This is a genomic window from Marinobacter segnicrescens (assembly GCF_900111555.1).
GTDB classification, from domain to species: Bacteria; Pseudomonadota; Gammaproteobacteria; order Pseudomonadales; family Oleiphilaceae; genus Marinobacter; species Marinobacter segnicrescens.
In genome coordinates this window covers 14,005-36,724 of sequence record NZ_FOHZ01000012.1, presented here as the reverse complement: position 1 = coordinate 36,724, position 22,720 = coordinate 14,005, and the positions used below count along the sequence as shown (strand labels likewise).

Annotated in this window: 22 protein-coding genes; 9 read left to right on the top strand and 13 right to left on the bottom strand. The window is 60.3% G+C overall.

Annotated features, from left to right (window positions below):
- From metW to BM036_RS12465, 6 genes are all read right to left on the bottom strand, one after another.
- Positions 1 to 600, bottom strand: coding sequence for a methionine biosynthesis protein MetW (gene metW / locus BM036_RS12490; RefSeq protein ID WP_091852650.1), 600 nt, complete (start codon positions 598 to 600; stop codon positions 1 to 3).
- A complete protein-coding gene (metX, locus tag BM036_RS12485; protein ID WP_091852647.1) occupies positions 597 to 1,745 on the bottom strand; it encodes a homoserine O-succinyltransferase MetX in 1,149 nt (382 codons plus the stop codon). The genes metW and metX overlap by 4 nt, the downstream gene beginning before the upstream one ends.
- A 208-nt stretch (positions 1,746 to 1,953) precedes the next feature.
- Positions 1,954 to 3,918, bottom strand: a complete 1,965-nt coding sequence (locus BM036_RS12480) for a dynamin family protein (RefSeq protein ID WP_091852644.1) — start codon at positions 3,916 to 3,918, stop codon at positions 1,954 to 1,956.
- A 215-nt stretch (positions 3,919 to 4,133) separates the two neighbouring features.
- Positions 4,134 to 4,703 (bottom strand): YggT family protein, encoded by a 570-nt coding sequence (locus tag BM036_RS12475; protein WP_091852641.1) that lies wholly within the window; start codon positions 4,701 to 4,703, stop codon positions 4,134 to 4,136.
- A gap of 43 nt (positions 4,704 to 4,746) precedes the next feature.
- Positions 4,747 to 5,583 carry a pyrroline-5-carboxylate reductase gene (proC, locus tag BM036_RS12470; protein WP_091852638.1) on the bottom strand — a complete coding sequence of 279 codons (837 nt, stop codon included), beginning with the start codon at positions 5,581 to 5,583 and terminating at the stop codon, positions 4,747 to 4,749.
- Between the two features lie 120 nt (positions 5,584 to 5,703).
- On the bottom strand, positions 5,704 to 6,408 hold the full coding sequence (locus BM036_RS12465; protein ID WP_091852636.1) for a YggS family pyridoxal phosphate-dependent enzyme: 705 nt from the start codon (positions 6,406 to 6,408) through the stop codon (positions 5,704 to 5,706).
- A gap of 111 nt (positions 6,409 to 6,519) precedes the next feature.
- Here BM036_RS12465 and BM036_RS12460 point away from each other — a divergent pair, with 111 nt between their 5' ends.
- Entirely contained in the window at positions 6,520 to 7,554 is a 1,035-nt protein-coding gene (locus tag BM036_RS12460; protein ID WP_091852634.1) for a type IV pilus twitching motility protein PilT, read from the top strand.
- Positions 7,555 to 7,626: 72 nt separating this feature from the next.
- The gene (locus tag BM036_RS12455; RefSeq protein WP_091852631.1) at positions 7,627 to 8,748 is read left to right on the top strand and encodes a PilT/PilU family type 4a pilus ATPase; all 1,122 of its coding nucleotides are present in this window, start codon (positions 7,627 to 7,629) and stop codon (positions 8,746 to 8,748) included.
- Between the two features lie 58 nt (positions 8,749 to 8,806).
- On the opposite strand, the gene BM036_RS12450 is transcribed toward BM036_RS12455, so the two are convergent.
- Together BM036_RS12450 and polA are read right to left on the bottom strand one after the other, a co-directional pair.
- Complete coding sequence (locus tag BM036_RS12450) at positions 8,807 to 9,166, bottom strand: hypothetical protein (protein WP_091852814.1); 360 nt, start codon at positions 9,164 to 9,166, stop codon at positions 8,807 to 8,809.
- A 203-nt stretch (positions 9,167 to 9,369) separates the two neighbouring features.
- Positions 9,370 to 12,090, bottom strand: a complete 2,721-nt coding sequence (gene polA, locus BM036_RS12445; protein WP_091852628.1) for a DNA polymerase I — start codon at positions 12,088 to 12,090, stop codon at positions 9,370 to 9,372.
- A gap of 98 nt (positions 12,091 to 12,188) precedes the next feature.
- Between polA and BM036_RS12440 the strand changes: the two genes are divergently transcribed.
- Positions 12,189 to 12,533, top strand: a complete 345-nt coding sequence (locus BM036_RS12440) for a DUF2782 domain-containing protein (protein ID WP_091852625.1) — start codon at positions 12,189 to 12,191, stop codon at positions 12,531 to 12,533.
- Between the two features lie 33 nt (positions 12,534 to 12,566).
- On the opposite strand, the gene BM036_RS12435 is transcribed toward BM036_RS12440, so the two are convergent.
- A complete protein-coding gene (locus BM036_RS12435) occupies positions 12,567 to 13,010 on the bottom strand; it encodes a fibronectin type III domain-containing protein (protein ID WP_143066609.1) in 444 nt (147 codons plus the stop codon).
- Positions 13,011 to 13,359: 349 nt separating this feature from the next.
- On the opposite strand from BM036_RS12435, the gene BM036_RS20315 reads away from it, so the two are divergent.
- On the top strand, positions 13,360 to 14,007 hold the full coding sequence (locus tag BM036_RS20315) for a hypothetical protein (protein WP_245742611.1): 648 nt from the start codon (positions 13,360 to 13,362) through the stop codon (positions 14,005 to 14,007).
- A gap of 86 nt (positions 14,008 to 14,093) precedes the next feature.
- Here BM036_RS20315 and BM036_RS12425 read toward each other — a convergent pair whose 3' ends face one another.
- The gene (locus BM036_RS12425; protein WP_245742609.1) at positions 14,094 to 14,753 is read right to left on the bottom strand and encodes a DUF4124 domain-containing protein; all 660 of its coding nucleotides are present in this window, start codon (positions 14,751 to 14,753) and stop codon (positions 14,094 to 14,096) included.
- A gap of 117 nt (positions 14,754 to 14,870) precedes the next feature.
- Complete coding sequence (gene pyrE, locus BM036_RS12420; RefSeq protein WP_091852619.1) at positions 14,871 to 15,509, bottom strand: orotate phosphoribosyltransferase; 639 nt, start codon at positions 15,507 to 15,509, stop codon at positions 14,871 to 14,873.
- An 82-nt stretch (positions 15,510 to 15,591) separates the two neighbouring features.
- Between pyrE and BM036_RS12415 the strand changes: the two genes are divergently transcribed.
- Positions 15,592 to 16,401, top strand: a complete 810-nt coding sequence (locus tag BM036_RS12415) for an exodeoxyribonuclease III (RefSeq protein WP_091852617.1) — start codon at positions 15,592 to 15,594, stop codon at positions 16,399 to 16,401.
- 83 nt (positions 16,402 to 16,484) lie between these two features.
- Here the strand turns inward: BM036_RS12415 and rph are convergent, their stop codons facing one another.
- Positions 16,485 to 17,201, bottom strand: coding sequence for a ribonuclease PH (gene rph / locus BM036_RS12410; protein ID WP_091852614.1), 717 nt, complete (start codon positions 17,199 to 17,201; stop codon positions 16,485 to 16,487).
- A 185-nt stretch (positions 17,202 to 17,386) separates the two neighbouring features.
- On the opposite strand from rph, the gene BM036_RS12405 reads away from it, so the two are divergent.
- Positions 17,387 to 18,253, top strand: a complete 867-nt coding sequence (locus tag BM036_RS12405; protein ID WP_091852611.1) for a YicC/YloC family endoribonuclease — start codon at positions 17,387 to 17,389, stop codon at positions 18,251 to 18,253.
- Positions 18,254 to 18,309: 56 nt separating this feature from the next.
- On the opposite strand, the gene BM036_RS12400 is transcribed toward BM036_RS12405, so the two are convergent.
- The gene (locus BM036_RS12400) at positions 18,310 to 19,191 is read right to left on the bottom strand and encodes a universal stress protein (RefSeq protein ID WP_091852608.1); all 882 of its coding nucleotides are present in this window, start codon (positions 19,189 to 19,191) and stop codon (positions 18,310 to 18,312) included.
- 146 nt (positions 19,192 to 19,337) lie between these two features.
- Between BM036_RS12400 and gmk the strand changes: the two genes are divergently transcribed.
- The 3 genes from gmk (at position 19,338) to BM036_RS12385 (ending at position 22,657) form a co-directional block, all read left to right on the top strand.
- Positions 19,338 to 19,976 carry a guanylate kinase gene (gene gmk, locus BM036_RS12395; RefSeq protein ID WP_091852605.1) on the top strand — a complete coding sequence of 213 codons (639 nt, stop codon included), beginning with the start codon at positions 19,338 to 19,340 and terminating at the stop codon, positions 19,974 to 19,976.
- 108 nt (positions 19,977 to 20,084) lie between these two features.
- Positions 20,085 to 20,297: a DNA-directed RNA polymerase subunit omega gene (gene rpoZ / locus BM036_RS12390; protein WP_091852602.1), complete on the top strand. Its 213-nt coding sequence runs from the start codon at positions 20,085 to 20,087 to the stop codon at positions 20,295 to 20,297.
- A gap of 185 nt (positions 20,298 to 20,482) precedes the next feature.
- Positions 20,483 to 22,657, top strand: coding sequence for a RelA/SpoT family protein (locus BM036_RS12385; protein ID WP_413774375.1), 2,175 nt, complete (start codon positions 20,483 to 20,485; stop codon positions 22,655 to 22,657).
- Positions 22,658 to 22,720 lie beyond the last annotated feature (63 nt).

The following is a 22,720-nucleotide window of genomic DNA, read 5'->3' as shown; positions in this document are numbered from 1 at the left end:
TCAGTCTCCCCGGGTGATTCGGTATATGGCTATCTGCCCCAGCATATTCGGCCATAGCCGGCTTAGCCAGCGGTCCTGGTGTTCTCCGTCCACTACCGTACGGTTGCGGATGCGAAAGTTCTTTTCATGGCACAGCGCCTCGAAGTCCCTGAACGTGCACAGGTGGATGTTCGGAGTGTTGTACCACTTGTGGGGTAGGGTTTCCGACTCCGGCATCCGGCCACGGGACATCAGGTACCAGCGCAGGCGCCAGTACGCAAAGTTGGGAAAGGTAACGATCCCTTCCCGGCCCAGCCGCATCATTTCATCCAGCACGATATCCGGCCGCCTGACTGCCTGCAGTGCCTGGGTCATAAGGACAGTGTCGAAGCTGTCATCATCGAAGTTGGACAGGCCCTGGGTGTCAAGGTTCTGCTCAATGACCGCCACGCCCTTGTTCATACACTCGGTGATGTGGTCCGGATTGATTTCCAGGCCAAAGCCGCTGGTCTGCCTTTCCTGCTGCAGGTAATGCAGCAGGGTGCCGTCACCGCAGCCAAGGTCGAGGATATGGCTGCCTGGACTGATCCATTGCTGGATGATTTCGAGGTCGGCCCTCATGCGCCTACCTCCCTGGCCACCCGGGCCATGTAAGTGCTGAATACGGCGTTGTACCTGGGGGTGGGGATCAGGAACGCGTCGTGGCCCCAGGGCGCGTCGATTTCCGCATAGCTGACCTTGCGGCGGGCGGCGATCATGGCATTCACCAGTTCTTCCGAGCGGGCGGGGGTAAAACGCCAGTCGCTGCTGAACGACAGTACCAGGAATTCACAACGGGCCCTCGCCATGACTTTTACCAGGTCATTGTCGGTTTCATAGGCCGGGTCGAAATAGTCCAGGGCCCGGGTCATCAACAGGTAGGTATTGGCGTCAAAGGTTTCCGAGAAACGCTCACCCTGGTAGCGAAGGTAGCTTTCCACCTGGAACTCGGCGTCGTAGCCAAACTGATAGGCCTGCTCCCGCAGTTCCCGGCCAAACTTCTCGCCCATGGAGGCATCGGACAGGTAGGTGATGTGACCCACCATGCGTGCCAGCATCAGACCTCGCCGGGGCAGGGTGTTGTGTTCATAGTAGCGGCCTCCGTGGAAGTCACTGTCGGAGGTGATTGCCCGTCGGGCCACTTCGTTGAACGCGATGTTCTGGGCCGTCAGCCTGGGTGTGGAGGCAATCACCACCGCGTGTTTCAGGCGGTCCGGGTGACTGATACTCCACTGCAGGGCCTGCATGCCCCCCAGGGAGCCGCCCACCACCGCAGCCCAGCAACCGATGCCCAGCCGGTCGGCCAGCACTGCCTGGCTGTTCACCCAGTCCTGCACGGTGACTACCGGGAAGTCCGGACCGTAGAGTTCGCCGGTTTCCGGATTGACCGTATTGGGGCCGGTACTGCCGTGGCAGCCACCCAGGTTGTTAATGCTGACCACAAAGAACCGGTTGGTGTCGATAGGCTTGCCGGGGCCGATACAGGCGTCCCACCAGCCGGGTTTGCGGTCGCCTGGTGAATGATAGCCGGCGGCGTGGTGGTGGCCGCTGAGGGCATGGCAAATCAGCACCGCGTTGGTGTGATCCTGGTTCAGGGTGCCATAGGTTTCCACTACCAGGTCCCAGCTTTTCAGGACCTGGCCACAGGCGAGTTGGAGTGGCTCGTCAAAATGGAGGGTTTGCGGGGTAACCAGGCCCACAGAATCCGAAGGCAGGGAGTCGGGCATCGACGCGGCAGAATCCTTGATTGGTCATCGTTCGTCGTAAATCCAGCCATAACCGAGCTGGCACAGGCCAAGCAGTTTAAATGGGGGCCGCCGGTGCTGCAACCGGCCAGGGGGCATGGACGTCGGCGCAAGGGTTGGCAGCCCGGGTAAGCGATGGAGAACCCTGACTGCCCGTGCCCCTGGTGCCGGAGCCTGAGGCGTTTGTTGCTCAGGCAATGCCGGAGATGTTTACCACTTTCTGCTGGCTGAGGGTTGGTGCCGGCCGGCGGATCTGGCGCTGCATGGCATCGGCCAGCTCCAACTGACGGCGGAGGTCGGCGATGGTGTTGGTCAGCCGCTCCCGCTCTGCCTTGCTGTCCCGGTCACTGCGTACCATGTCGCGGATGCGCCGCACCTGGTGCTCCAGCAGCTGTTTTTGCTCCATGGAGAACTGCATGATGGGCAGCAGCGCTTCGCCGGGCCAGCGCTCCACGTCACGCCGGACCCGTTCGTGGAGCGTGCGTGCCTCGGTCACCATGACCTGGAAGAAACGGCGTGTGAGCCACTTCTGTTCCCTTAGCAGGTTGCCGGGAGCGCGCCGGAAACGGGTGGCCCGTTTGCGAAGCTCCCGTACGGCGATGACGTGGCGACCCGCCCGCAGCGGAATGGGCTCCAGGTGACGGGCACGGGTATCCTCGTTATAGCGGCGATAGATGGCTTCCACCATGCGCTCGGCCAGTCGCCCTTCTGCCAGCAGGTTCTGCAGGTCGCTCTCCAGAAGCTCGAAGAAATGGTCCATGGCCTGGCTCATGCCGGCGGAGGTCCAGCTTTTGCTCATCATCTGACGGACAGTGGCAGCATGGGCGTTGAAGCGGGACTCGCTGACCATACTCAAGAGGATATCGCCCTGGGACTGCATCAGCCGTCGGCTGGAGCGCAGGGTGATCAGTTTACGGTAGTAGAAGTCATAGTCGTTCTGGGCCCGGTCAGCCAGTCGCCGCAGGGCCTCGCGGTCCACGGCCTGGCCGGAGCAGGCCTGGCGCTCATCCTGCAGGCTGAGCAGTCGCGCCTGCATCGCCGCCTGGCTGTTCTGCAGCATACCCAGCAGATCGTTGATGAGGCTCTGGGTAATCAGCTCCTCCTTCTGGCGCAGAATGCGGTCGATGAGGAGTCGTTCCAGTCCTGGTAGCTGGCTGCGTTCCAGCAGGGCGTTATCATTGCGTGCCTTCGCGGTCAGGCCCTGCCTGGCGGAGATGGGAACAACCTCGTCGTCCCGCAGGCCCAGTTGGTTGGCGGTGGTGTGGCGCATCCGGTCGATGCTGTGCTGCACTTCCCTCTCGGGGCGGAGATCATCCCAGAGTGAGTCGATTTTGTTCAGAACGGCAAACCGACCTGCCCGGTGGTCGGCATCGTCAGTATCGATATGCTCCTTCCAGATGGTCATATCGCTGGCGGTGACGCCGGTGTCTGCGCTCAGCAGGAACAGGATCGCGTGGGCGGAGGGCAGCAGGCTGACCGTCAGCTCCGGTTCTGAGCCCAGGGCGTTGAGTCCCGGCGTGTCAAGAATCCGCAGACCCCGCTCGAACAGCGGGTGCCGAATGCTGATGCGGGCGCTGCGCCAGGCCGGGATGAGCACCTGGCCTGGGTGGTCCAGATCGGCTTCGAGCATGGCCTCGCTGAAGCCATAACGACGGGCTTCCTGGGGGCTGACGCTGCGCACCCTGGCCACTTCACCGAGCACCGTGCGCATGGCCTCGGGGTCGTTCTCGTCAAGCTCGTAACGGGTCCAGTGTTCCGGTTGGCGCCGGAGCTCTTGCAGGGACAGTTCGCCTTCGCGGGTTTCGATGGGTAGCAGCTGCAGGTAGTTACTGCCGTTGGCCCGGTCAAAGAAGAGTTCGGTGGGGCACATGGTGGTGCGACCCGCTTCCGAGGGCAGCATGCGCTGGCCATACTCTGCAAAGAACAGGGCGTTGATCAGCTCGGTCTTGCCCCGGGAAAACTCGCCCACGAAAGCGATGGTCAGCTCGTCTTCGATCAGCAGTTCCACACCCCGGCGGATGCGCTCACTCACATCGTCGGAATAAAGGTCGTTATCCTGCAGCCAGAGACGGTAACGGCTGATCTGCCGAATGAGCTCCTTCTTCCACTGATGGTAGGCTTCAACCTGGTTCGCCAGGATGGCTGGTCCGTTCATGGTACTGGCCCTGTTCGCTTCGAGGCTGACATCGCCTGGGGTTCCGTCCCGGAAGTGTTCAGGCGTGCACGGGTTGGCGTTGAGGTAATTAAAGAAAGACTGACCTAGGGTATGTCGATTTTGTTGTCAGGTCTGTTAACCGGGTCACAGGCGCCGTAGCGAACGGCGTGGCCTGTGAGCCGGAGTGTCCAGACGGGGATATGCCGGTGGTGGGGTCAGACCGGCATGCCGACGGCGGCACCGAGGTGGTCCACCATCACCCTCAGCACATTCAGGATGAGGAAGACAAAGATCGGGGACAGGTCCAGGCCGCCCAGCGGGGGAACAATATTGCGCACCGGGCGCATCACGGGTTCGGTGATCTGGGCTACCAGCATGATGGCCGGATGGTTACTCTGGGGAGCCACCCAGCTGATAATGACCACCGCCAGTATGGCCCAGAAATAGATCTCGATGATCAGCCCCAGTACATGTACCCCGGCCCAGGCCAGCAAGGCAATCGGATTGAGGGCGGTCAAAGGATAGCCGCTGGCAACCCACAGCAGCGTAAAGAACAGGGCGCTCACCAGCACCGCCAGCACCAGGGAAGCGCCGTCGACGCCGCCAATACCCGGAACGACCCGGCGCAGGGGACGGAGGGGCGGGTTGGTGGCCTTCACCACGAACTGGGAGATGGGATTGTAAAAGTCAGCCCGAGCCAGTTGCAGCAGGAACCGCAGCAAAACGACAGTAAGGTAGAACATGGCCACAAACTGCAGCACGGTGATAAAGATTTCGGCCAGCATTGGAGCGTTGTCTCCGTTCAGGACAGTGTATGAATTCTCGGGTTCAGCGGTTGGCCTCAGCCAGTTCCTGGGCCATTTCCTGGGAGCGGGCCCTGGCTGCCTTGTAGGCCTTTTCGACCAACGCTCGCATGCCCCCATCCTCGAAAGTCAGGATGGCCTGCTCGGTGGTGCCTCCCGGTGACATGACGTTACGTTTGAGTTGCGCCGGGTCGTGTTCACTGCGTGCGGCCATTTCGGCGGCACCGGCCATGGTCTGAATCGCCAGTTCACGGGCCGTAGCGGCTTCGATGCCAGCCTCGGTAGCCGCAGCTTCCAGCGCTTCCAGCATCAGGAAGAAATAGGCGGGGCCGCTGCCTGATAGCGCGGTGACCGCGTGCAGTTGTTCTTCATCGTCCAGCCACAGGGCCTTGCCGATGCTGTTGAAAATCGATTCGACGGTCTCTTTCTGTTCGTCGGAGACGGCGTTGTTGGCATACAGGCCTGCTGCTCCCTTGCCTACCAGCGACGGGGTATTGGGCATTACCCGCACCAGTGGCAGGCCACCACCGAGCCATTCATCCAGGGTTGTTGAAGTCAGGCCGGCGGCAATGGAAACCATCAGCGGGCGGGTGTTCTGGACGACCGGGGCGATGTCACGGCACACATCCGCCATGATCTGTGGCTTGACTGCCAGGATCACCACATCTGCCTGCTGCGCGCAGTAGCGGTTGTCAGTGGTGACGCTGACGCCAAATTTGCGGCGGATGGTCTGCAGGTGCTCATCGTCCGGGGCACTGGCCCAGATGCTGGCGGCCCGGAAGCCGCTGTCCAGCATGCCACCAATGATGGCGCTGGCCATGTTGCCGGCGCCGATAAAGCCAATCGTCGGTGAAGTACTCACAGTTCACTCCGCATCAGAAAGTTGTGATGGCAAATCATACCAGCTAAATCCTGCGCTTACCCATGCTGTCGGGGAGGTCCGGCAGGCCGGGTTGCCGGCCAGGTTCCTGCCAGGCAGCCGTCAGCGGCTGTAATCCCTCGGGCCGAACAGCGCGGTACCCACCCTGACCAGGGTTGCTCCCTCTGCAATTGCGAGTTCCAGGTCACCGGACATTCCCATGGAGAGGGTGTCCAGCGGGCCGGTTACCTGCGGGTTCTTTTGCAGGTTCTCAAGGGCCCGGGCCAGCCTATGGAAGCTGGCGCGAAGGGCGTCTTCGGACTGGTCGGGGTCAGGTATGGCCATCAGGCCCCTCAGGCTCAGCCTGGGCAGGTCGCTTATGGCTGCCGCCAGGTCGTCCAGTTCCCCGGGGTGACATCCGGACTTGCTGGCTTCCTCGTCTATATTGACCTGCACGCAGATATTAAGGGGCGGCAGGTCTTCGGGGCGCTGATCGTTGAGACGCCGGGCAACCTTTAACCTGTCCACACTGTGCACCCACTGGAAATACTCGGCAATGGGGCGGGTCTTGTTGGACTGGATGGGGCCAATAAAGTGCCACTCCAGTTGCGGCAGATCGGCCAGGGCCTCCATCTTGTCCAGGGCTTCCTGCAGGTAGTTCTCGCCGAAGGCATGTTGTCCGGCGGCGGCTGCCAGGCGCAGATCCTCCGCCGGTCGGGTCTTGCTGACTGCGAGCAAGCGCACACTCCCGTCAGTGCGTCCCGCTGCCTCTGTTGCTTTTTGTATGCGTCGGGTTACGCTCCGGATGTTGTCTGCTATGCTGCTCATAGTATTTTTCTGACTGCCGCTGGCTGTGCTGATAAGGGGCTCACGTTAACCCCGGGGTTGGAAAAAACCAAGCGGGCCAGGGCATAAAAGAACCGCCTTCCGAGGAACCCTATGGATATTACCGAACTTCTGGCCTTCTCGGCCAAACAGGGCGCGTCTGACCTGCACCTGTCCGCCGGGCTGCCACCCATGATTCGTGTCGATGGCGATGTGCGCCGGATCAACCTTCCGCCCATGGAGCATAAGGAAGTCCACGGACTGATCTATGACATCATGAACGACAAGCAGCGGAAGGATTACGAGGAGTTCCTGGAAACCGACTTTTCCTTCGAAGTGCCCGGTGTCGCTCGCTTCCGGGTTAACGCCTTCAATCAGAACCGCGGTGCCGGTGCGGTTTTCCGTACCATCCCCTCGAAAGTCCTTACCATGGAAGATCTGGGCATGGGCCAGGTTTTCAAGGATATCGCTTCCGTGCCCCGCGGGCTGGTACTGGTCACCGGGCCCACAGGCTCGGGTAAGTCCACGACGCTGGCGGCCATGCTCGACTACATCAACGACAGCCGCTACGAGCACGTGCTGACCATCGAGGACCCCATCGAATTTGTCCACGAATCCAAGAAGTGCCTGGTGAACCAGCGGGAAGTGCACCGGGACACCCTCGGTTTTAACGAGGCCTTACGCTCGGCCCTGCGGGAAGACCCCGACATCATCCTGGTGGGTGAGCTGCGGGACCTGGAGACCATTCGCCTGGCCCTGACCGCAGCAGAAACCGGTCACCTGGTGTTTGGCACCCTGCATACTACCTCCGCGGCCAAGACCATTGACCGGGTGGTGGATGTGTTCCCGGCGGAAGAGAAATCCATGGTCCGCTCCATGCTCTCCGAGTCCCTGCAGGCCGTGGTTTCCCAGACCCTGATGAAAAAAATGGGCGGCGGCCGGATAGCGGCGCATGAAATCATGATCGGTACCGCAGCAATTCGTAACCTGATCCGCGAAGATAAGGTCGCCCAGATGTACTCCGCCATCCAGACCGGTGGCTCCCTGGGTATGCAGACCCTGGATCAGTGCCTGCAACGGCTCTTGCAGAAGGGTCTGATCAGCCGCGAGGCGGCCCGGGCCAAGGCCAAGATTCCCGACAACTTCTGATCCGGACTATCGGGCGTCGCTCAGCGGCTGGGCGGCGCCGGCAAACCTGACTTAAACGCTGGAAGTACTCCCATGGAATTTGAAAAACTGCTGCGACTGATGGTGGAAAAGGGCGGCTCTGACCTGTTTATTACCGCCGGGGTTCCACCGAGCATGAAAGTCAACGGCAAGGTACTGCCCGTCACCAAGAACGCCCTGACCCCGGAGCAGACCAGGGAGCTTGTCTATGGCGCCATGAACTCCAGGCAACAGGCGGAGTTCGAGGAAAGCCACGAGTGCAACTTTGCCATCAGCGCCCGGGGCATCGGTCGCTTCCGGGTCAGCGCCTTCTTCCAGCGCAACCTGTGTGGCATGGTGCTGCGGCGCATCGAGACCAAGATTCCACAGGTGGATGACCTGGGGCTGCCGGAGATCATCAAGGACCTGGCGATGACCAAACGGGGTCTGATCATCTTCGTGGGGGCTACCGGTACCGGTAAGTCCACCTCGCTGGCGGCCATGCTGGGGCACCGCAACCGCAACAGCCGCGGCCACATCATCTCCATCGAGGACCCCATTGAATTCGTCCACCAGCACCAGGGCTGCATCGTTACCCAGCGGGAAGTGGGCATCGATACCGAGAGTTTCGAAACGGCCCTGAAAAACACCCTGCGGCAGGCTCCGGATGTGATCCTGATCGGTGAGATCCGGACCCGGGAGACTATGCAGTACGCTGTGCAGTTTGCAGAAACCGGTCACCTCTGCCTGGCCACCCTGCACGCCAACAACGCCAACCAGGCGCTGGACCGGATTATCCAGTTCTTCAACCCGGACCAGCACAACCAGACCTGGATGGACCTGTCCCTGAACCTGAAGGCCATCGTCGCCCAGCAGCTGATTCCCACACCGGACGGCAAGGGGCGCCGGGCGGTTATCGAGGTGTTGATCAACACCCCGCTGGTGGCGGATATGATCCGCAAGGGCGAGGTGCACAAGCTCAAGGAGTTGATGACCAAGTCTACCGAGTCAGGTATGCAGACCTTCGACCAGGCCCTGTACAGCCTTTACTCGGAAGGTGCCATCACCTATGAGGATGCCCTGGCCCATGCCGACTCTGCCAACGACTTGCGCCTGATGATCAAGCTGGGCGCGGATGCCAAGGGCTCCGACCAGCTATCGACCACAGTCGACAAGTTGTCTATCCAGAACGACTGATTCAGCGGCACGCAGAATCGCAAAGGGAGAGCTTCGGCTCTCCCTTTTGCGTTGCAGTTCAGCGCGTGACCACGCGACCCCGGTAGATCACGGTGCGGGGCCTGGGTCCCGAATCCGGGGTGTCCGCAGTGGACTCTGGCAATACCGGCTGGCCTCTATACGTCTTGTGAGTGCTTTCCCTGCAATGCCGCACCTGGTCGGCCAGCGCTGGTACGGACTGTTTGAGTGCGGACCAGACCCGGGGCAGGGTCGCTGACCTTGATTGATCCGCGAAGTGTTCCAGCTGAAGGACCAGGTTCTCCTCCGTGAGGTGGAGCTTGACTCCAAACTCAACCTGGATGAGTCGGCGGCATTGATGGACCTGTTTGATGATGGACGGGTTCAGTAGCCAGCTTTGGTCGCTTGCCAGAGATACCATGGGGATGTGCCTCATGTCTGGAATCGAGGGAAGGGGTTTCAGCGCTTGTGAGCTCCGAGATTGACTCGAGCGGGCTTCAAGCCTGCTGTCCTGAAACCAAGCCAGAACCATGCCATGAGAGGGAGGGCGGTTATTCCTGCTATGCAGGTCCACTTAGTGGGTTTTGCCGGCACGCTCCCTGTGCACCTGCACCACTATAGACCTTAGTGGGCCTCGTCCCAGTTGTCGCCCACGCCGGCTTCCACCAGCAGCGGTACCTTCAGGTCGGCTGCGCCGGACATTCGTTCCTCAAGGCCGCGGCAGATAACCTCCAGCGCGGATTCCCTCACCTCGAGGATCAGTTCGTCGTGGACCTGCATTACCATGCGGGCGTCGTCAGCATGCTCTGCCAGCAGCCAGTCTTCCACCGTGACCATGGCCCTCTTGATGATATCCGCTGCCGTGCCCTGCATGGGCGCGTTGATGGCCGTGCGCTCGGCGGCCTGCTGCATCTGCTTGTTACGGGCATTAATCTCCGGCAGGTAAAGGCGACGCCCTGCCAGGGTTTCCACAAAGCCATCGTCATGGGCCTGCTTGCGGATACGGTCCATGTACTCCAGTACGCCGGGGTAGCGGTGGAAGTAGCGGTCAATGTAGTCCTGTGCCGTTTTGCGGTCCACCTCCAGCTGGCGAGACAGGCCAAAGGCTGACATCCCGTAGATCAGGCCGAAGTTGATGGCCTTGGCGCTGCGGCGCTGATCGGAGCTGACGTCATCAACCGTTACCCCGAACACTTCGGCGGCTGTCGCGCGATGGATGTCCTCACCCCGCTCGAAGGCGCCCAGCAGGCCCTTGTCGCCAGAAAGGTGCGCCATGATTCGCAGCTCGATCTGCGAGTAGTCTGCCGCGACCAGCTTGTGGCCTTCCGGCGCCACGAAGGCCTGGCGGATGCGTCGCCCCTGCTCGGTGCGCACGGGAATGTTCTGCAGGTTGGGCTCGGAAGAAGAAAGCCGGCCGGTGGCCGTCACCGCCTGGTGATAGGACGTATGGATTCGCCCGGTGCGGGGGCTGACCAGCTCCGGCAAGGTGTCCGTGTAGGTGGATTTGAGCTTGCTGAGGCTGCGGTGTTCCAGGATCAGCCGGGGTAGCCGGTGCTCATGGGCCAGTTCCTGCAACACTGGCTCGGCAGTGGAGGGCGCCCCCTTGGGTGTTTTCTTGATGACCGGCAGGCCCATCTTGTCATAGAAAATCGCCTGTAGCTGCTTGGTGGAGCCCAGGTTGAAGCTTTCGCCAGCCTCTTCGTGCGCCTCCTGCTCCAGCTCGGCCATGCGTTCGGCCAGTTCCTGGCTGTGCTGGCGCAAGGTGGAGGCGTCAATCAGGGCGCCGCGCTGTTCCATGCGGGACAGCACCGGTACCAGGGGCAGGTCAATGTCCCGGTAGACCGCATCCAGGCGCCCCGTGTCCCGGAGCTGGGGGCGCAGTACCTGGTGCAGCCGCAGGGTAATATCGGCATCCTCGGCGGCGTATTCCGCAGCCTTTTCCAGGTCAACCTGATTGAAGGTGAGCTGCTTTGCGCCCTTGCCGGCAATATCCTCGAAGCTGATGGTCTTCTCGCCCAGGTACTTCAGCGCCAGGCTGTTCATGTCATGGCGGGTGGCGGTGGAATTGAGCACATAGGATTCCAGCATGGTGTCCTCGGCGATGCCCTCCAGGCTGATGCCATGGTTGGCGAGTACGTTCTTGTCGTACTTCAGGTTCTGGCCCACCTTTTTGTGCTTCGGGTCTTCCAGTAAGGGTTTGAGCTTTGCGAGAGTCGTGTCCCGGTCCAGCTGGTCCGGTGCGCCCATATAATCATGGGCCAGGGGCAGGTATGCGGCCTTGCCGGGCTCAATGGCGAAAGATACGCCCACGACCTCCGCTTCGCTGTACCGCAGACTGGTGGTCTCGGTGTCGAAAGCGAAAAGTTCTGCCTTGCCCAGCTGTTCCAGCCAGGCGTCCAGCTGCTCATCCGTCAGGATGGTTTCGTACTCACGCTCCGGAGTGGTCGCCGATTGAGTGTCATCTGCGCTGTCCGGGGCCTCTCCGTCCCCCGAGTATTCCGCAATCCAGGCCTTGAACTCGTATTCCTGGAACAGTTTCAGCAGCTGCTCCCGGTGTTCCGGCTCTGGCGACACCTCCTCGATACCGAAGTGCAGGTCCACGTCGGTGCGGATGGTCGCCAGTTCCCGGCTCAGGGGCAGGTGTTCAATAGCGTCCCGGAGATTATCGCCAATCTTGCCCTTAACCTCGTCGGCGTGGGTCATCAGGTTATCCAGGTCACCGTACTGTTGCAGCCACTTTACAGCGGTTTTCGGGCCGCACTTTGTTACACCGGGTATGTTATCCACGGTGTCTCCCACCAGCGCCAGGTAGTCCACGATCTGTTCCGGTGCAATGCCGAACTTTTCCACTACCCCGTCCCGATCCATCCGGGTTTCCGTCATGGTATTGATCAGCGTGACATGGTCGCTCACCAGTTGTGCCATGTCCTTGTCACCGGTGGAGATCACCACATCCACTCCCTTGGCGGTGGCCTCCGTGGCCAGTGTGCCGATCACGTCGTCCGCTTCGACATCGGGAATGATCAGCAGTGGTAATCCCATGGCCTCCACAATCTCGTGGATGGGTCTGATCTGTATCGCCAGGTCTTCCGGCATTGGTGGCCGGTTCGCCTTGTAGTCTTCATACAGGTCATGGCGGAAAGTCTTGCCCTTGGCGTCAAAAACCACCACTACCTTCGAGCCGGGAAAGTCCTGCTCCAGGCGGCGCAACATGCTGATAACCCCTTTGATGGCCCCGGTAGGGTGGCCCTTGCTGGTGGTCAGCGGAGGCAGGGCATGGAAAGCCCGGAACAGGTAGGAGGAACCATCGACAAGGACAACAGGGGGCGTCTTGGTTTGACTCATGGCAAGGGGAATCCGGAATCTGTTGAAGGTTTGGGTAGCTTGTGTAACGCTTTTCAAAGGGTGCCGTATCAGCGGCCCATCTGAACACAGAGGTTACCATGAAACCAGTCGTCATCTCGCTGTTGGCTCTTTGCCTCGCAGCTCCCGCATCGGTGCTGGCGCAGGATGCGTCCGGCTCGCCCCTGGATGAGAAACCGCAAATGCCGGACGAGCCCGTGGTGATTCCGGAGTATGAACCGCAGACAGATGGTTCCGCGATCGTGATCCGCCCCGGTGACGACGTGGTGTACTACGAGTACCGCGTCAACGGCCAGTTACGCGAGATCAAGGTGGTGCCGGAAGTGGGCCCGGCCTATTACCTGGTGCCTGCTGACGGTGGTGGCTGGATCCGGGAGGATGAGACGTCGCTGTTGATTCCCAGCTGGGTTCTGTTCCGCTGGTAGTGACCACAGACACCCCGGATGCGCCCTGTGCCGCTAGATCAGGTCTACCGTGACCGGCTCTGACCGGCGACTTTCCATGCCATTGATATCCAGGGTGCTGACCGCGAATTCGTAGGCTCCCGGGTTGAAGTGGTCGAGAGCCAGGCTATGGGCATCGGGGCCTTCCAGTTTTAGGGCACGAAAGCCGTCCTCGTGTCGCAATCGATAGTAGATCCTGTAGCCGCTGATTTCACCCGGGTAGAGCTTGCTGCCGTCTTCCCGGGTCAGTGGACTGTCCCAGTGCAGAACCGGGCGTTCTGCCACGGGCCCGGAGCTGTCCGTTTCCGGGGCGGCGAAGCCGCCAGTTTCCTCTGCGGCCGGGCCAGGGCGGTTGTCTGCGGTATCGTTACTGCCTGAATGGCTGCCGCCGCAGCCGGCAAGCACCAGGCTCAGGGTAATGAGCAGGCTCCAGGCGAACGACGTCTGGTGTGAAGACATCATGGCATTCCTCGCATTCATTTTTTTGTCACCGGCCGGATCTGATCGGTCTGGGGTGCCGGCCAGGTTGTCCAGGGATTCGGGAAGTCGGCCCCCGAGGTGCCACTGCATGCATGTAAAGGCGGGATTATGGCGTGCATTGACCGGGTCGCAAGTGACCGTTTGGTAAATTGACCAGGGGGTCACCGAAGTAGCTGGTCGGGGTAACGCCAGTGTCATCCGGGTGGGTGGCTGATTAGTGTGAACACTCTAACTTTACTCCCTATGCTGATGGTGAAATGGACGGGAAACAGCTTCCCGAAACACTCTCAGTCGAATCTGATTTCACTGGACCCAAGGGGGTATCCTTATGAGCAAGCTCAAAACCTGGCAGGAACAGCTTCAGGAAATGGTAGACAAGGGCATTGATGCTGCTGAGAAGGCGCAAAAGCAGTTGGCTGCCAAGCCCTTTGACGTCGCGGAGAAACTGGAAAGTGAAGTGCGTCAGTACCGTGTCAGAAATTTGCGAAAGCGATACAACGGTGCCAGCGGGGCTGTGTTTGACCAGTTGAGAACCTTCAATACGCGGGTTGGCAGTTTCGCTGGTGACTTGGTTGCCCGTTTGGAAAAAGAGACCGCAGATACAGCCAAGGCTGTCAGCAAGACTGCTGACGAGGTAGCCGAGGAAGTGTCCTCCGCTGCCAAATCCACGGCGACCAATGTTTCGGGCAAGGCCCAGAAGGGTGCTAATCGGGTGTCCCGGCGTGCGCAGTCAACAGGGTCGAACGTGTCTAAATCCGCGAAGAGTGCCGGTAAACAGGTCTCCAGGGCTGCGGATGAAACCAGTAAGGCTGCCTCTGCCAGCCAAGCGACCAGCAAGGCCGGCAATGGCGCAGCCAAATCCGGTTCGGGCAGTTCGTCCACCGGCCAGGCGAAGGCGGCCTCGACAGGTTCGTCTTCCAGCTCCGGCAGTGCCGGCAAGAGTGGCGCCAGTGAGAAGAGCACCACCAGCGCCTGACCGACCGGTCAAAGCTACTGATCCCTGAACGCAAAGAGCCACCTCAAGGGGTGGCTCTTTGCGTTTGCGGGTGTTCTGTGAACTGATCAGCGGGTGCTGGTTTCTGCCGTGGCTTCAGCTGGATCCAGTGGCAGGGTGCGTTGGTGTTCCGTGATCACCTCGAGTCGACGAATGTCGTCCAGATAGCGCTCACGCAATTGCTCGATTTCCTGCTCCTGGCTGGCGATTTCAGCCTCGATGTCGCGGATCTGGCTTTCCAGGCGGTCGATTTTCTGTAGCGTTGCGTCCGGGATTTCCCGTCCTGAACGTTCCAGGTCGGCGGCGCGGGACTGCTCACTATCGAGTTGCGACTCAATCACCGAGATATTGCCGCGCTTGAGTTGGTTGAGACCCTCCAGCTCGGTGATCTTGCGATGCAGGGCGCGCACGGCATCATCGGGATGGCTGTAGCGACGCAGCAGGGCACGGTCCTGTTCGCGCTGGGCCTTTGCCTGTTCCTGCTGACGTTTTTCCTCTTCCCGGCGGCGAAGCTCTTCTTCCGTGGGCGCCGGCGCTACGCGGTCTATCACGCGGCCCTGGCTGTTGAGGATTTCATAGCCCCGGGTGGAGGCTTCCTGGGGTACCGTATTGCTGATGACCAGTTGACCGCTGTCATCCTTGTAGCGATACATCCGTGCGTCCGCAAGGTTGGCGAAGAGCAGGCAGCTGGCAGCAATGATGCAGGTTGTCAGTCTAGTGGCAGGCACCGGTAACACCCTTGTCGGTCAGATGGATTGTCTCGGTATGTGTACAGTTCGAAAGCATACCAGATGCGAGACCGGCTGCTTCGTGCTGTGTCACACCCCCGGCCGGATCTGCCATCATCAGACACCGTAACGGTCACGGTACACGGTAATGGCTTCAGCATGGCGCGCGTGCCCGGGCCTGGCTTGCAGGTATTCAAGGACCTGTTCCAGCCGGATAATGCTTATCACCGGTATGCCGTAGCTCTGTTCCACTTCCTGGATGGCGGATAGTTCTCCCTGACCCCGTTCCTGTCGGTCGAGCGCAATCAGCACCCCGGCAGGCGTGGCACCGGCGGCCTCGATGATGGCCATGGATTCGCGGATAGCGGTGCCGGCGGTGATGACATCATCAATAATCAGCACTCGGCCCTGCAAGGGCGCCCCGACAATGTTACCGCCTTCGCCGTGGTCCTTCGCTTCTTTCCGGTTGAAGGCCCAGGGGCGGTTATCACCCTGGCGCGCCAGGGACATGGCGGTTGTTGTGGCCAAGGGAATGCCCTTATAGGCGGGCCCGAAAATCATGTCATAATTCAGCCCGCTACGGGTGAGGGCGGCGGCGTATGCCTCGCTCAGGCGCAGCAGGTCGTTGCCAGTGTTGAAAAGGCCGGCATTGAAAAAGTAGGGGCTGGTGCGTCCCGACTTGAGAGTGAACTCACCGAAACGCAGTACGTCCCGGTGGATGGCAAACTCGATGAAATCGCGCTGATAGTCGTGCATGACAAGGCTTCTGGCGGGGTCTGGTTCTTTCAAAAACTTGTAAAACCGGTATCATACACCCAAACTGAATCAGGGAATACGTATGCGTGTAGTATCAATCAGCGTCAATGGCCTGGAACAGGCGGTTGAAAAAGGCTTCTTTGACTGGATCGCCGACCAGGACGCCGACGTAATCTGTGTTCAGGACCATCGCATGCGGGTCTATGAAATCGAGGACCGCAACCTGATTCCCGAAGGCTACGAAGCCTACTTTATTGATGGCGAGCTCAATGAGCACGGAGGGGTCGGGATTTACACGCGTCACTTTCCGAAAGCCATCATGTACGGCTTTGCCAGTGAACAGGCGGACCGTGAAGGTCGTTTTATCCAGGCAGACTTTGACCGGGTCAGCGTGGCCAGCGTACTGGCTCCCTGTGCGCTGGGCCGTGAGGAAGAGCTGCTGGAAGACGAGAACGACCTGACCGTACTTGATCACAAGGACGAGTTCATGGATGCCTTCGGGCTGCATATGCAGAAAACCCTGCGTAAGCGTCGCCAGTTCATTTTCTGCGCTAACCTGCAGACGGCCCACCACGTCACCGATGCCAGTCCTGTCTATCACCAGTTGGATGTTTCCGGGTTCCTGCCCCACGAGCGGGCGTTCCTCGATCGCCTGTTTGATGAGATGGGTGCCATCGACGCCTTCCGCGAGATCAACAAGCAGAGCAACCAGTTCACCTGGTGGCCGGAGTGGGATGGCGGCGAGCGCAAGAACGTGGGTATCCGCGCCGACTACCAGTTGCTGACTCCCGGTATCCGCAAGACCATCCGGGATGGCTGGATCGACGAAACCACCCGTTTCTCGGACCACGCCCCCCTGATCATGGATTACGATATAGATATCGGTTTCTGAGGGACCGTCGTCTCCTGAAATGAAAAAAGCGCGCCGGGTATCTCCCGCCGCGCTTTTTCTTTGGCCGGCTATTGGCCGGTTGATTATTCCGCCAGTGCTGCTTTCTGGATCTCGAACAACTGCTCGATACCCTGCTTTGCCAGTACCAGCATATTGTCCAGTTCTTCCTGTACAAACGGCGCACCCTCTGCGGTGCCCTGGATTTCAATAAATCCGCCCTGATCAGTCATGATGACGTTCATGTCTGTTTCTGCGGCGGAGTCTTCCGGGTAGTCCAGGTCCACCACCGGGATGCCCTGGTAAACGCCGACAGAGAGTGCCGCCACCATTTGTTTGAGGGGTGACTTCTCCAGCCGGCCCTCCCTGACCAGGAAGTTCAGCGCATCCACCAGGGCAACGCAGCCGCCGGTAATGGCCGCGGTACGAGTGCCACCGTCGGCCTGGATGACATCGCAGTCGATAGTAATCGTATGTTCGCCCAGTGCTTCCAGGTCGACTGCGGCGCGCAGGGAGCGGCCAATGAGTCGCTGGATCTCTACGGTGCGGCCACCCTGCTTGCCCCGGGCTGCCTCCCGCCCCATGCGGCTACCAGTGGAGCGGGGCAGCATGCCGTATTCCGCGGTGATCCATCCCTGTCCCTCACCGCGGAGAAATGGCGGCACCTTGTTTTCCACGGACGCGGTACAGATGACGCGGGTATCGCCGAACTCTACCAGTACGGAGCCCTCTGCGTGCCGGGTGAAATGACGGGTGAGCCTCACGTCTCTGGGCTGTTCGGGCTGTCTGCCACTGGGTCGCATACTTGATCCTTCTGAATCCGGAAAGTGAACAGGGCCGGACAGCATTGGGTGCCGGCCACTGGAGAAAGGAGCGGCAGTATAGCATGGGGGAGCCAACGCCCGGACTGCTGAACGAAGACAGGATTTACGATCCCCTGAACTGGTAGACTGGAGCCGTACTTTACGGAAGAACCCCTGGAGCACCCATGATCAGAAGCATGACAGCGTTTGCCCGCCAGCAGACCCAGGCAGAGTGGGGTGTGCTGACCTGCGAGATACGCACGGTCAATCACCGTTACCTGGAGCCCTCTTTCCGTCTGCCTGAGGCGCTTCGGGAGCTGGAAAACGGTTTCCGTGACCACCTGCGCAAGGCGCTCGGCCGAGGCAAGGTAGATGTGGGTATGCGCCTGCAGTCTTCTGAAGATGCGGATACGGCTCTGCTGGTGAACGACCGCCTGGCGGCGTCCCTGAACGACGCGATCAACCACGTCAATCGTCTGCTGGACAACCCGGCCCACATCAGTGCGTTGGATATACTGCGCTGGCCCGGCATCCTGGACCGCGAAGAGCCCGACCTCAGCCCGGTCAAGGCGGCGGCGGACGAGTTGTTCCAGCGTACAGTGGCGGAGTTGGTGGTGGTCAGGGAGCGCGAAGGCGAGCGCCTGCGGCCGCTGTTTGATGAGCGCCTCTCAGCCATGGCGACGTTGGTGACCCAGGTGCGGGAGCGCCTGCCCGGCTTGATCAGCGCCCAGGAGCAGGCCCTGCGGGACCGTTTCCGGCAGGCCTCAGTGGAGCTGGACCCCGACCGGTTAAGCCAGGAGATGGTGATGCTGGCGCAAAAGTCTGACGTGGCAGAAGAGATGGACCGACTGGAGGCGCATATCGGAGAGGTTCGCGAAACCCTCCAGCGCAATGATGCCATCGGCCGCCGGCTGGACTTCCTGATGCAGGAGCTGAACCGGGAAGCCAATACCCTTAGCAGCAAGTCCATCGACGCCGAGGTCACCCGGGTAGCCGTGGATATGAAGGTGCTTATCGAACAGATGAGAGAGCAGGTCCAGAACCTGGAGTGATTCGCTTCATGGCTTGGTCGGGGGCAGGCCTTCCTGCCCCATGCCGTTGCCAGGCCCTATTTTTCGGAGGGTTTGATCGCCAGCAGGTCGGTTCTCAGGTGGGTCAGTACTTTTTCTGCCGTATTGCCGATTACCATGGCCGCCAGTCCGGTCTTTCCGCTGGTGCCAATCACCACCATATCTGCCTTGACCTGGTTGGCAACGCTTGGAATCACCTTCTGGGCCGGGCCTGAAACGATGTGAACCTGCCCGGGTTGCAGGTGCCAGGTATTACAGAGGTGTTCAATCTGCGGTTTCAACCCGGCCTGCCTTTTACGCAGCCTTGCATCCATATCAACCAGCTCCAGGTCGGCCAGTATTACCGAGGTATGCAGGGCATGAACAAGGTGCAGTTCGGTGCCCATGGCATCGGCCAGCTGTCGGGCCTCTGCGATGATCCGGTGGTTGAGCGCTTTCTTCACCGGCTTGTCTGAACTCAGGTCTACCGCTGCCAGTATTGGTCGAGCCTTGTTCCACTTGTTTTCAGCGACCAGCATGACAGGCGCGGAGCACTCGCGGATGAGGTGCCAGTCCGTTGGCGTATAAAGAAATGTCTCTGACCGGTTTCCGGTCTTGATGACCGCGTCCACCCTTTCCTTGTGGCAGTGCTCGATAATCCATTCATGGATTCGCTTGGCCCAGACGACCTGAGGAGTGATGGGGAGGTCGCTGCAGTCGCAGAGAGCCAGCACCTGCTCCAGCCACCGTTGGCGCTGGTCGGTGGTGGCTTTGCGCGCCGCCTCCTGGTCGGTCTGCTGATCCGAGATGGCGTCGAGGTATTCGTGGACAAAGGCGACTACTTCCAGGCTGGCCCCAGTAGCCCTGGCCAGTTCAATGCCCCGGGTCAGTGCCACCTGGTGCCTGTGCTCCGGGTCCATAACGATGAGCAGTTTTTTCATTCGGTGTTTCCGTTATTTGTCCGATGGTTTGGGGAATGTTAACAGTTGCGCTGCGCCCGGGATGCGGAGATAAGTCAAACCCCGTATAATTTGCCGCCTTCTGGCCGTCACGCCCGGCCAAAAAAGTTATCGGGAGTCAGTGAATCATGAGCCAGACCGGTGAGCAGGGTACCCTGTACGTGATCTCCGCGCCCTCCGGTGCCGGCAAGACCAGCCTGGTGGGGGAGATGATCCGGGCGGACGCGCGCCTGGGTGTTTCCGTATCCCACACGACCCGTCCCATGCGCCCTGGTGAGCAGGACGGTGTGAATTACCACTTTATCTCCCGGGAAGAGTTCGAGGCCATGATTGGCCGTGACGAGTTCCTGGAGCATGCCGATGTTTTCGGCAACTATTATGGCACCTCTCAGGTATGGGTCGAGCAGACCCTGGCCCGGGGGCGTGACGTCATCCTGGAAATCGACTGGCAGGGCGCGACCCAGGTACGAAGGCTGATGCCGCACTGTGTCAGTGTTTTTATCGTGCCCCCCTCAGCCGCGGTTCTGAGGGAGCGTCTGGTGGGCCGCGGAACCGATGCGCCAGAGGTGGTGGAGCGACGCCTGCGGGAAGCCGCCGAGGAGTGCCGCCATGCCCTGGAATTTGACTACCTGGTGGTCAACGATGACTTCGCAGAGGCGCTCAGCCAGCTACTGTCCATTGTTACCTGCCAACGCCTGCGTATGGATCGACAGGAAGTGCGCCACGCCGGGCTGCTGTCATCGCTGATGGACGGGGATGGGGCCTGACCTGTGTACATTATGAGCGCCTGGCGGTAAACTACGCGGTCTGCTGAATGGTCCGGTTTCCCGGGCATTGGAATTCACCTCCTAATCGTTATCTCAGTCGGGGAAGATATGGCACGAGTTACCGTTGAAGATTGCCTGGAAAACGTCGACAACCGTTTCCAGCTGGTTATGCTGGCGACCAAGCGCGCCCGCCAGATTGCCACCAAGGGCTACGAGCCGCTGGTGCCGGAAGAGAACGACAAGCCGACCGTGATCGCGCTGCGGGAAATCGCCGAAGGTAAGGTGACCCGTGACCTGTTGCGTGAGGAAGAGGAAGACTGACACCCCAATGCCATTACAGGCACTGGCTGGTCAAAAAGATCATTGAATTTCGCCCCGATGGATTTATAGTGGAAAAAGAGCGCGAATTTTTGCGCAGGCTTTCCCGGCGGGGTACAGGAAGAACCCGAATGTTCGCATTCGGGTTTTTTTATCCCTGCCTTCCTGAATAACCTGACGGAGGCGCGGTGTCGCAAGAGGCTGCTGTTGCAGAGCGTGAACGGACGGTCGAAGATCTGACCGCGACGCTCGGAGATTATCTGGATTCCGGGCGCATCAACCAGGTGCGCAGGGCCTACTATTATGCCGAGCAGGCCCATGAGGGCCAGATGCGGCGCAGCGGCGAGCGATATATTACCCATCCCCTGGCGGTGGCTACCATCCTTGCGGAAATGAAGCTGGACCATCAGAGCCTGATGGCTGCCATGCTCCACGACGTAATCGAGGATACCGGTATTCCCAAGGATGCCCTGAGCGAGCAGTTTGGTGAGTCCGTGGCGGACCTGGTGGACGGCGTATCCAAGCTGACCCAGATCGAGTTCCGTTCCCGTGCGGAAGCCCAGGCCGAGAATTTCCAGAAAATGACCTTAGCCATGGCCCGGGATATCCGTGTCATCATCGTCAAGCTTGCGGACCGGCTGCACAACATGCGCACACTCGGCCCCATGCCCTATGAGAAGCGCCAGCGCATTGCCAACGAAACACTCGACATCTACGCGCCTATTGCGAACCGTCTGGGTATGCATCGGGTGTGCACAGAACTGGAAGACCTGGGGTTTGCCTCACTCTATCCGATGCGGGCGAAATACATCTCCAAGGCGGTGACAAAGCTCCGTGGCAGCCACCGGGAAATCATTGATGACATTCGCGGAAAGCTACAGGACAAACTCCAGGAGCGCGGGCTCCCGGGGCGGATCGTGGGACGTGAGAAGCACCTGAACTCCATCTATAACAAGATGAAGTTCCGCCACAAGTCGTTCCACGAGATCATGGACGTGTATGCGTTCAGGATCATTACAGACACCGAAGACGACTGCTACCGCATTCTGGGAGCGGTGCACAGCCTCTACAAGCCACTGCCGGGGCGTTTCAAGGACTATATCGCCATGCCCAAGGCCAATGGCTACCAGTCCCTGCACACCACCCTGTTTGGCATGCATGTGAATATCGAGATCCAGATCCGCACCGAGGAGATGGAGCAGATTGCCAACGACGGTATCGCCGCCCACTGGATGTACAAGCACGACCAGTCGCCGGTCAGCTCAGCCAACCAGCAGCGGGTGGATCGCTGGGTGCAGGGCCTGATGGACATGCGCGAGCGGGCGGACGATTCGCTGGAGTTCATCGAGCACGTCAAGACCGACCTGTTCCCGGACGAAATCTATGTCTTTACGCCGAAGGGCAAGATACTGGAGCTGCCCACCGGTGCCACGCCAGTGGACTTCGCGTATGCGATCCACACAGACATCGGCAACGCCTGCGTGGCCTGTCGGATCAATCGTAACCTGGGCTCCCTGAGTCAGCCCCTGCAAAGTGGTCAGACCGTAGAGGTGATCACTGCGCCCAATGCCCGTCCCAACCCCGCCTGGCTGAGCTTCGTGGTAACCGGCAAGGCTCGCAGCAGTATCCGGCACGCGCTCAAGTTGCAGCGTCGCACCGAGTCCGTGCAATTGGGCAAGACCTTGCTGAAAAAGTCCCTTCATGGCTTTGGCCAGAAGCTGTCCGAGCTGGGGCAGGAGCAAGTCAGCGCAGTGGTCAGCCATAACCAGGTGGCCAGCTTTGATGACCTGCTGAGTGAGATCGGCCTGGGCAATCGTATGGCCTACCTGATCGCCCGCCAGTTGGTGGCCGGGGAGGCGGGTGCCGAAACCAGTTCCCTGGACGTGGGTACGTTGTCCGGGGAGGGTGATCGCAAGGGTAGCCCGGTAACCATCCGTGGCACTGAAGGCCTGCTGGTGCGTTTCGCCAACTGCTGCAAGCCGATTCCCGGAGATCCGGTGGTTGGGGTCATGGATTCCGGGCATGGCCTGGTCATCCACAGCGATACCTGCAGCCGCTTGCCGGAAAGCACCGAAGACCGCGCGCACCTGACTCACCTGAAGTGGGCCAAGGACATCACCGACGAATTCTCGGTTGAATTACGGGTAGAGCTGGAACGCCAGCGCGGCGTCATTGCCGAAGTGGCCAATGCGGTCGCCATGGCCGATGGCAACATCGAACGGATCAATGTGGAAGAGCAGAACGCCCGTCTGAGCATTGTCAGCCTGGTGGTCCACGTCAACGGCCGTCGGCACCTGGCCCGGGTCATGCGCCGGGTTCGCAACATCCGCGCGGTTACCCACATCAGCCGCGTCCGATACTGATCCCCTGATATCACTGGTTGCCGCCGGGGCGTATTGACAGCGTCATCGCCCCGGCGGCAGCAT

Coding starts and splice junctions, on each gene's coding strand:
- metW (WP_091852650.1), bottom strand. CDS start 600: ATGAGGGCCGACCTCGAAATCATCCAGCAATGGATCAGTCCAGGCAGC.
- metX (WP_091852647.1), bottom strand. CDS start 1,745: ATGCCCGACTCCCTGCCTTCGGATTCTGTGGGCCTGGTTACCCCGCAA.
- BM036_RS12480 (WP_091852644.1), bottom strand. CDS start 3,918: ATGAACGGACCAGCCATCCTGGCGAACCAGGTTGAAGCCTACCATCAG.
- BM036_RS12475 (WP_091852641.1), bottom strand. CDS start 4,703: ATGCTGGCCGAAATCTTTATCACCGTGCTGCAGTTTGTGGCCATGTTC.
- BM036_RS12465 (WP_091852636.1), bottom strand. CDS start 6,408: ATGAGCAGCATAGCAGACAACATCCGGAGCGTAACCCGACGCATACAA.
- BM036_RS12460 (WP_091852634.1), top strand. CDS start 6,520: ATGGATATTACCGAACTTCTGGCCTTCTCGGCCAAACAGGGCGCGTCT.
- BM036_RS12455 (WP_091852631.1), top strand. CDS start 7,627: ATGGAATTTGAAAAACTGCTGCGACTGATGGTGGAAAAGGGCGGCTCT.
- BM036_RS12450 (WP_091852814.1), bottom strand. CDS start 9,166: ATGGTATCTCTGGCAAGCGACCAAAGCTGGCTACTGAACCCGTCCATC.
- polA (WP_091852628.1), bottom strand. CDS start 12,090: ATGAGTCAAACCAAGACGCCCCCTGTTGTCCTTGTCGATGGTTCCTCC.
- BM036_RS12440 (WP_091852625.1), top strand. CDS start 12,189: ATGAAACCAGTCGTCATCTCGCTGTTGGCTCTTTGCCTCGCAGCTCCC.
- BM036_RS12435 (WP_143066609.1), bottom strand. CDS start 13,010: ATGTCTTCACACCAGACGTCGTTCGCCTGGAGCCTGCTCATTACCCTG.
- BM036_RS20315 (WP_245742611.1), top strand. CDS start 13,360: ATGAGCAAGCTCAAAACCTGGCAGGAACAGCTTCAGGAAATGGTAGAC.
- pyrE (WP_091852619.1), bottom strand. CDS start 15,509: ATGCACGACTATCAGCGCGATTTCATCGAGTTTGCCATCCACCGGGAC.
- BM036_RS12415 (WP_091852617.1), top strand. CDS start 15,592: ATGCGTGTAGTATCAATCAGCGTCAATGGCCTGGAACAGGCGGTTGAA.
- rph (WP_091852614.1), bottom strand. CDS start 17,201: ATGCGACCCAGTGGCAGACAGCCCGAACAGCCCAGAGACGTGAGGCTC.
- BM036_RS12405 (WP_091852611.1), top strand. CDS start 17,387: ATGATCAGAAGCATGACAGCGTTTGCCCGCCAGCAGACCCAGGCAGAG.
- BM036_RS12400 (WP_091852608.1), bottom strand. CDS start 19,191: ATGAAAAAACTGCTCATCGTTATGGACCCGGAGCACAGGCACCAGGTG.
- gmk (WP_091852605.1), top strand. CDS start 19,338: ATGAGCCAGACCGGTGAGCAGGGTACCCTGTACGTGATCTCCGCGCCC.
- rpoZ (WP_091852602.1), top strand. CDS start 20,085: ATGGCACGAGTTACCGTTGAAGATTGCCTGGAAAACGTCGACAACCGT.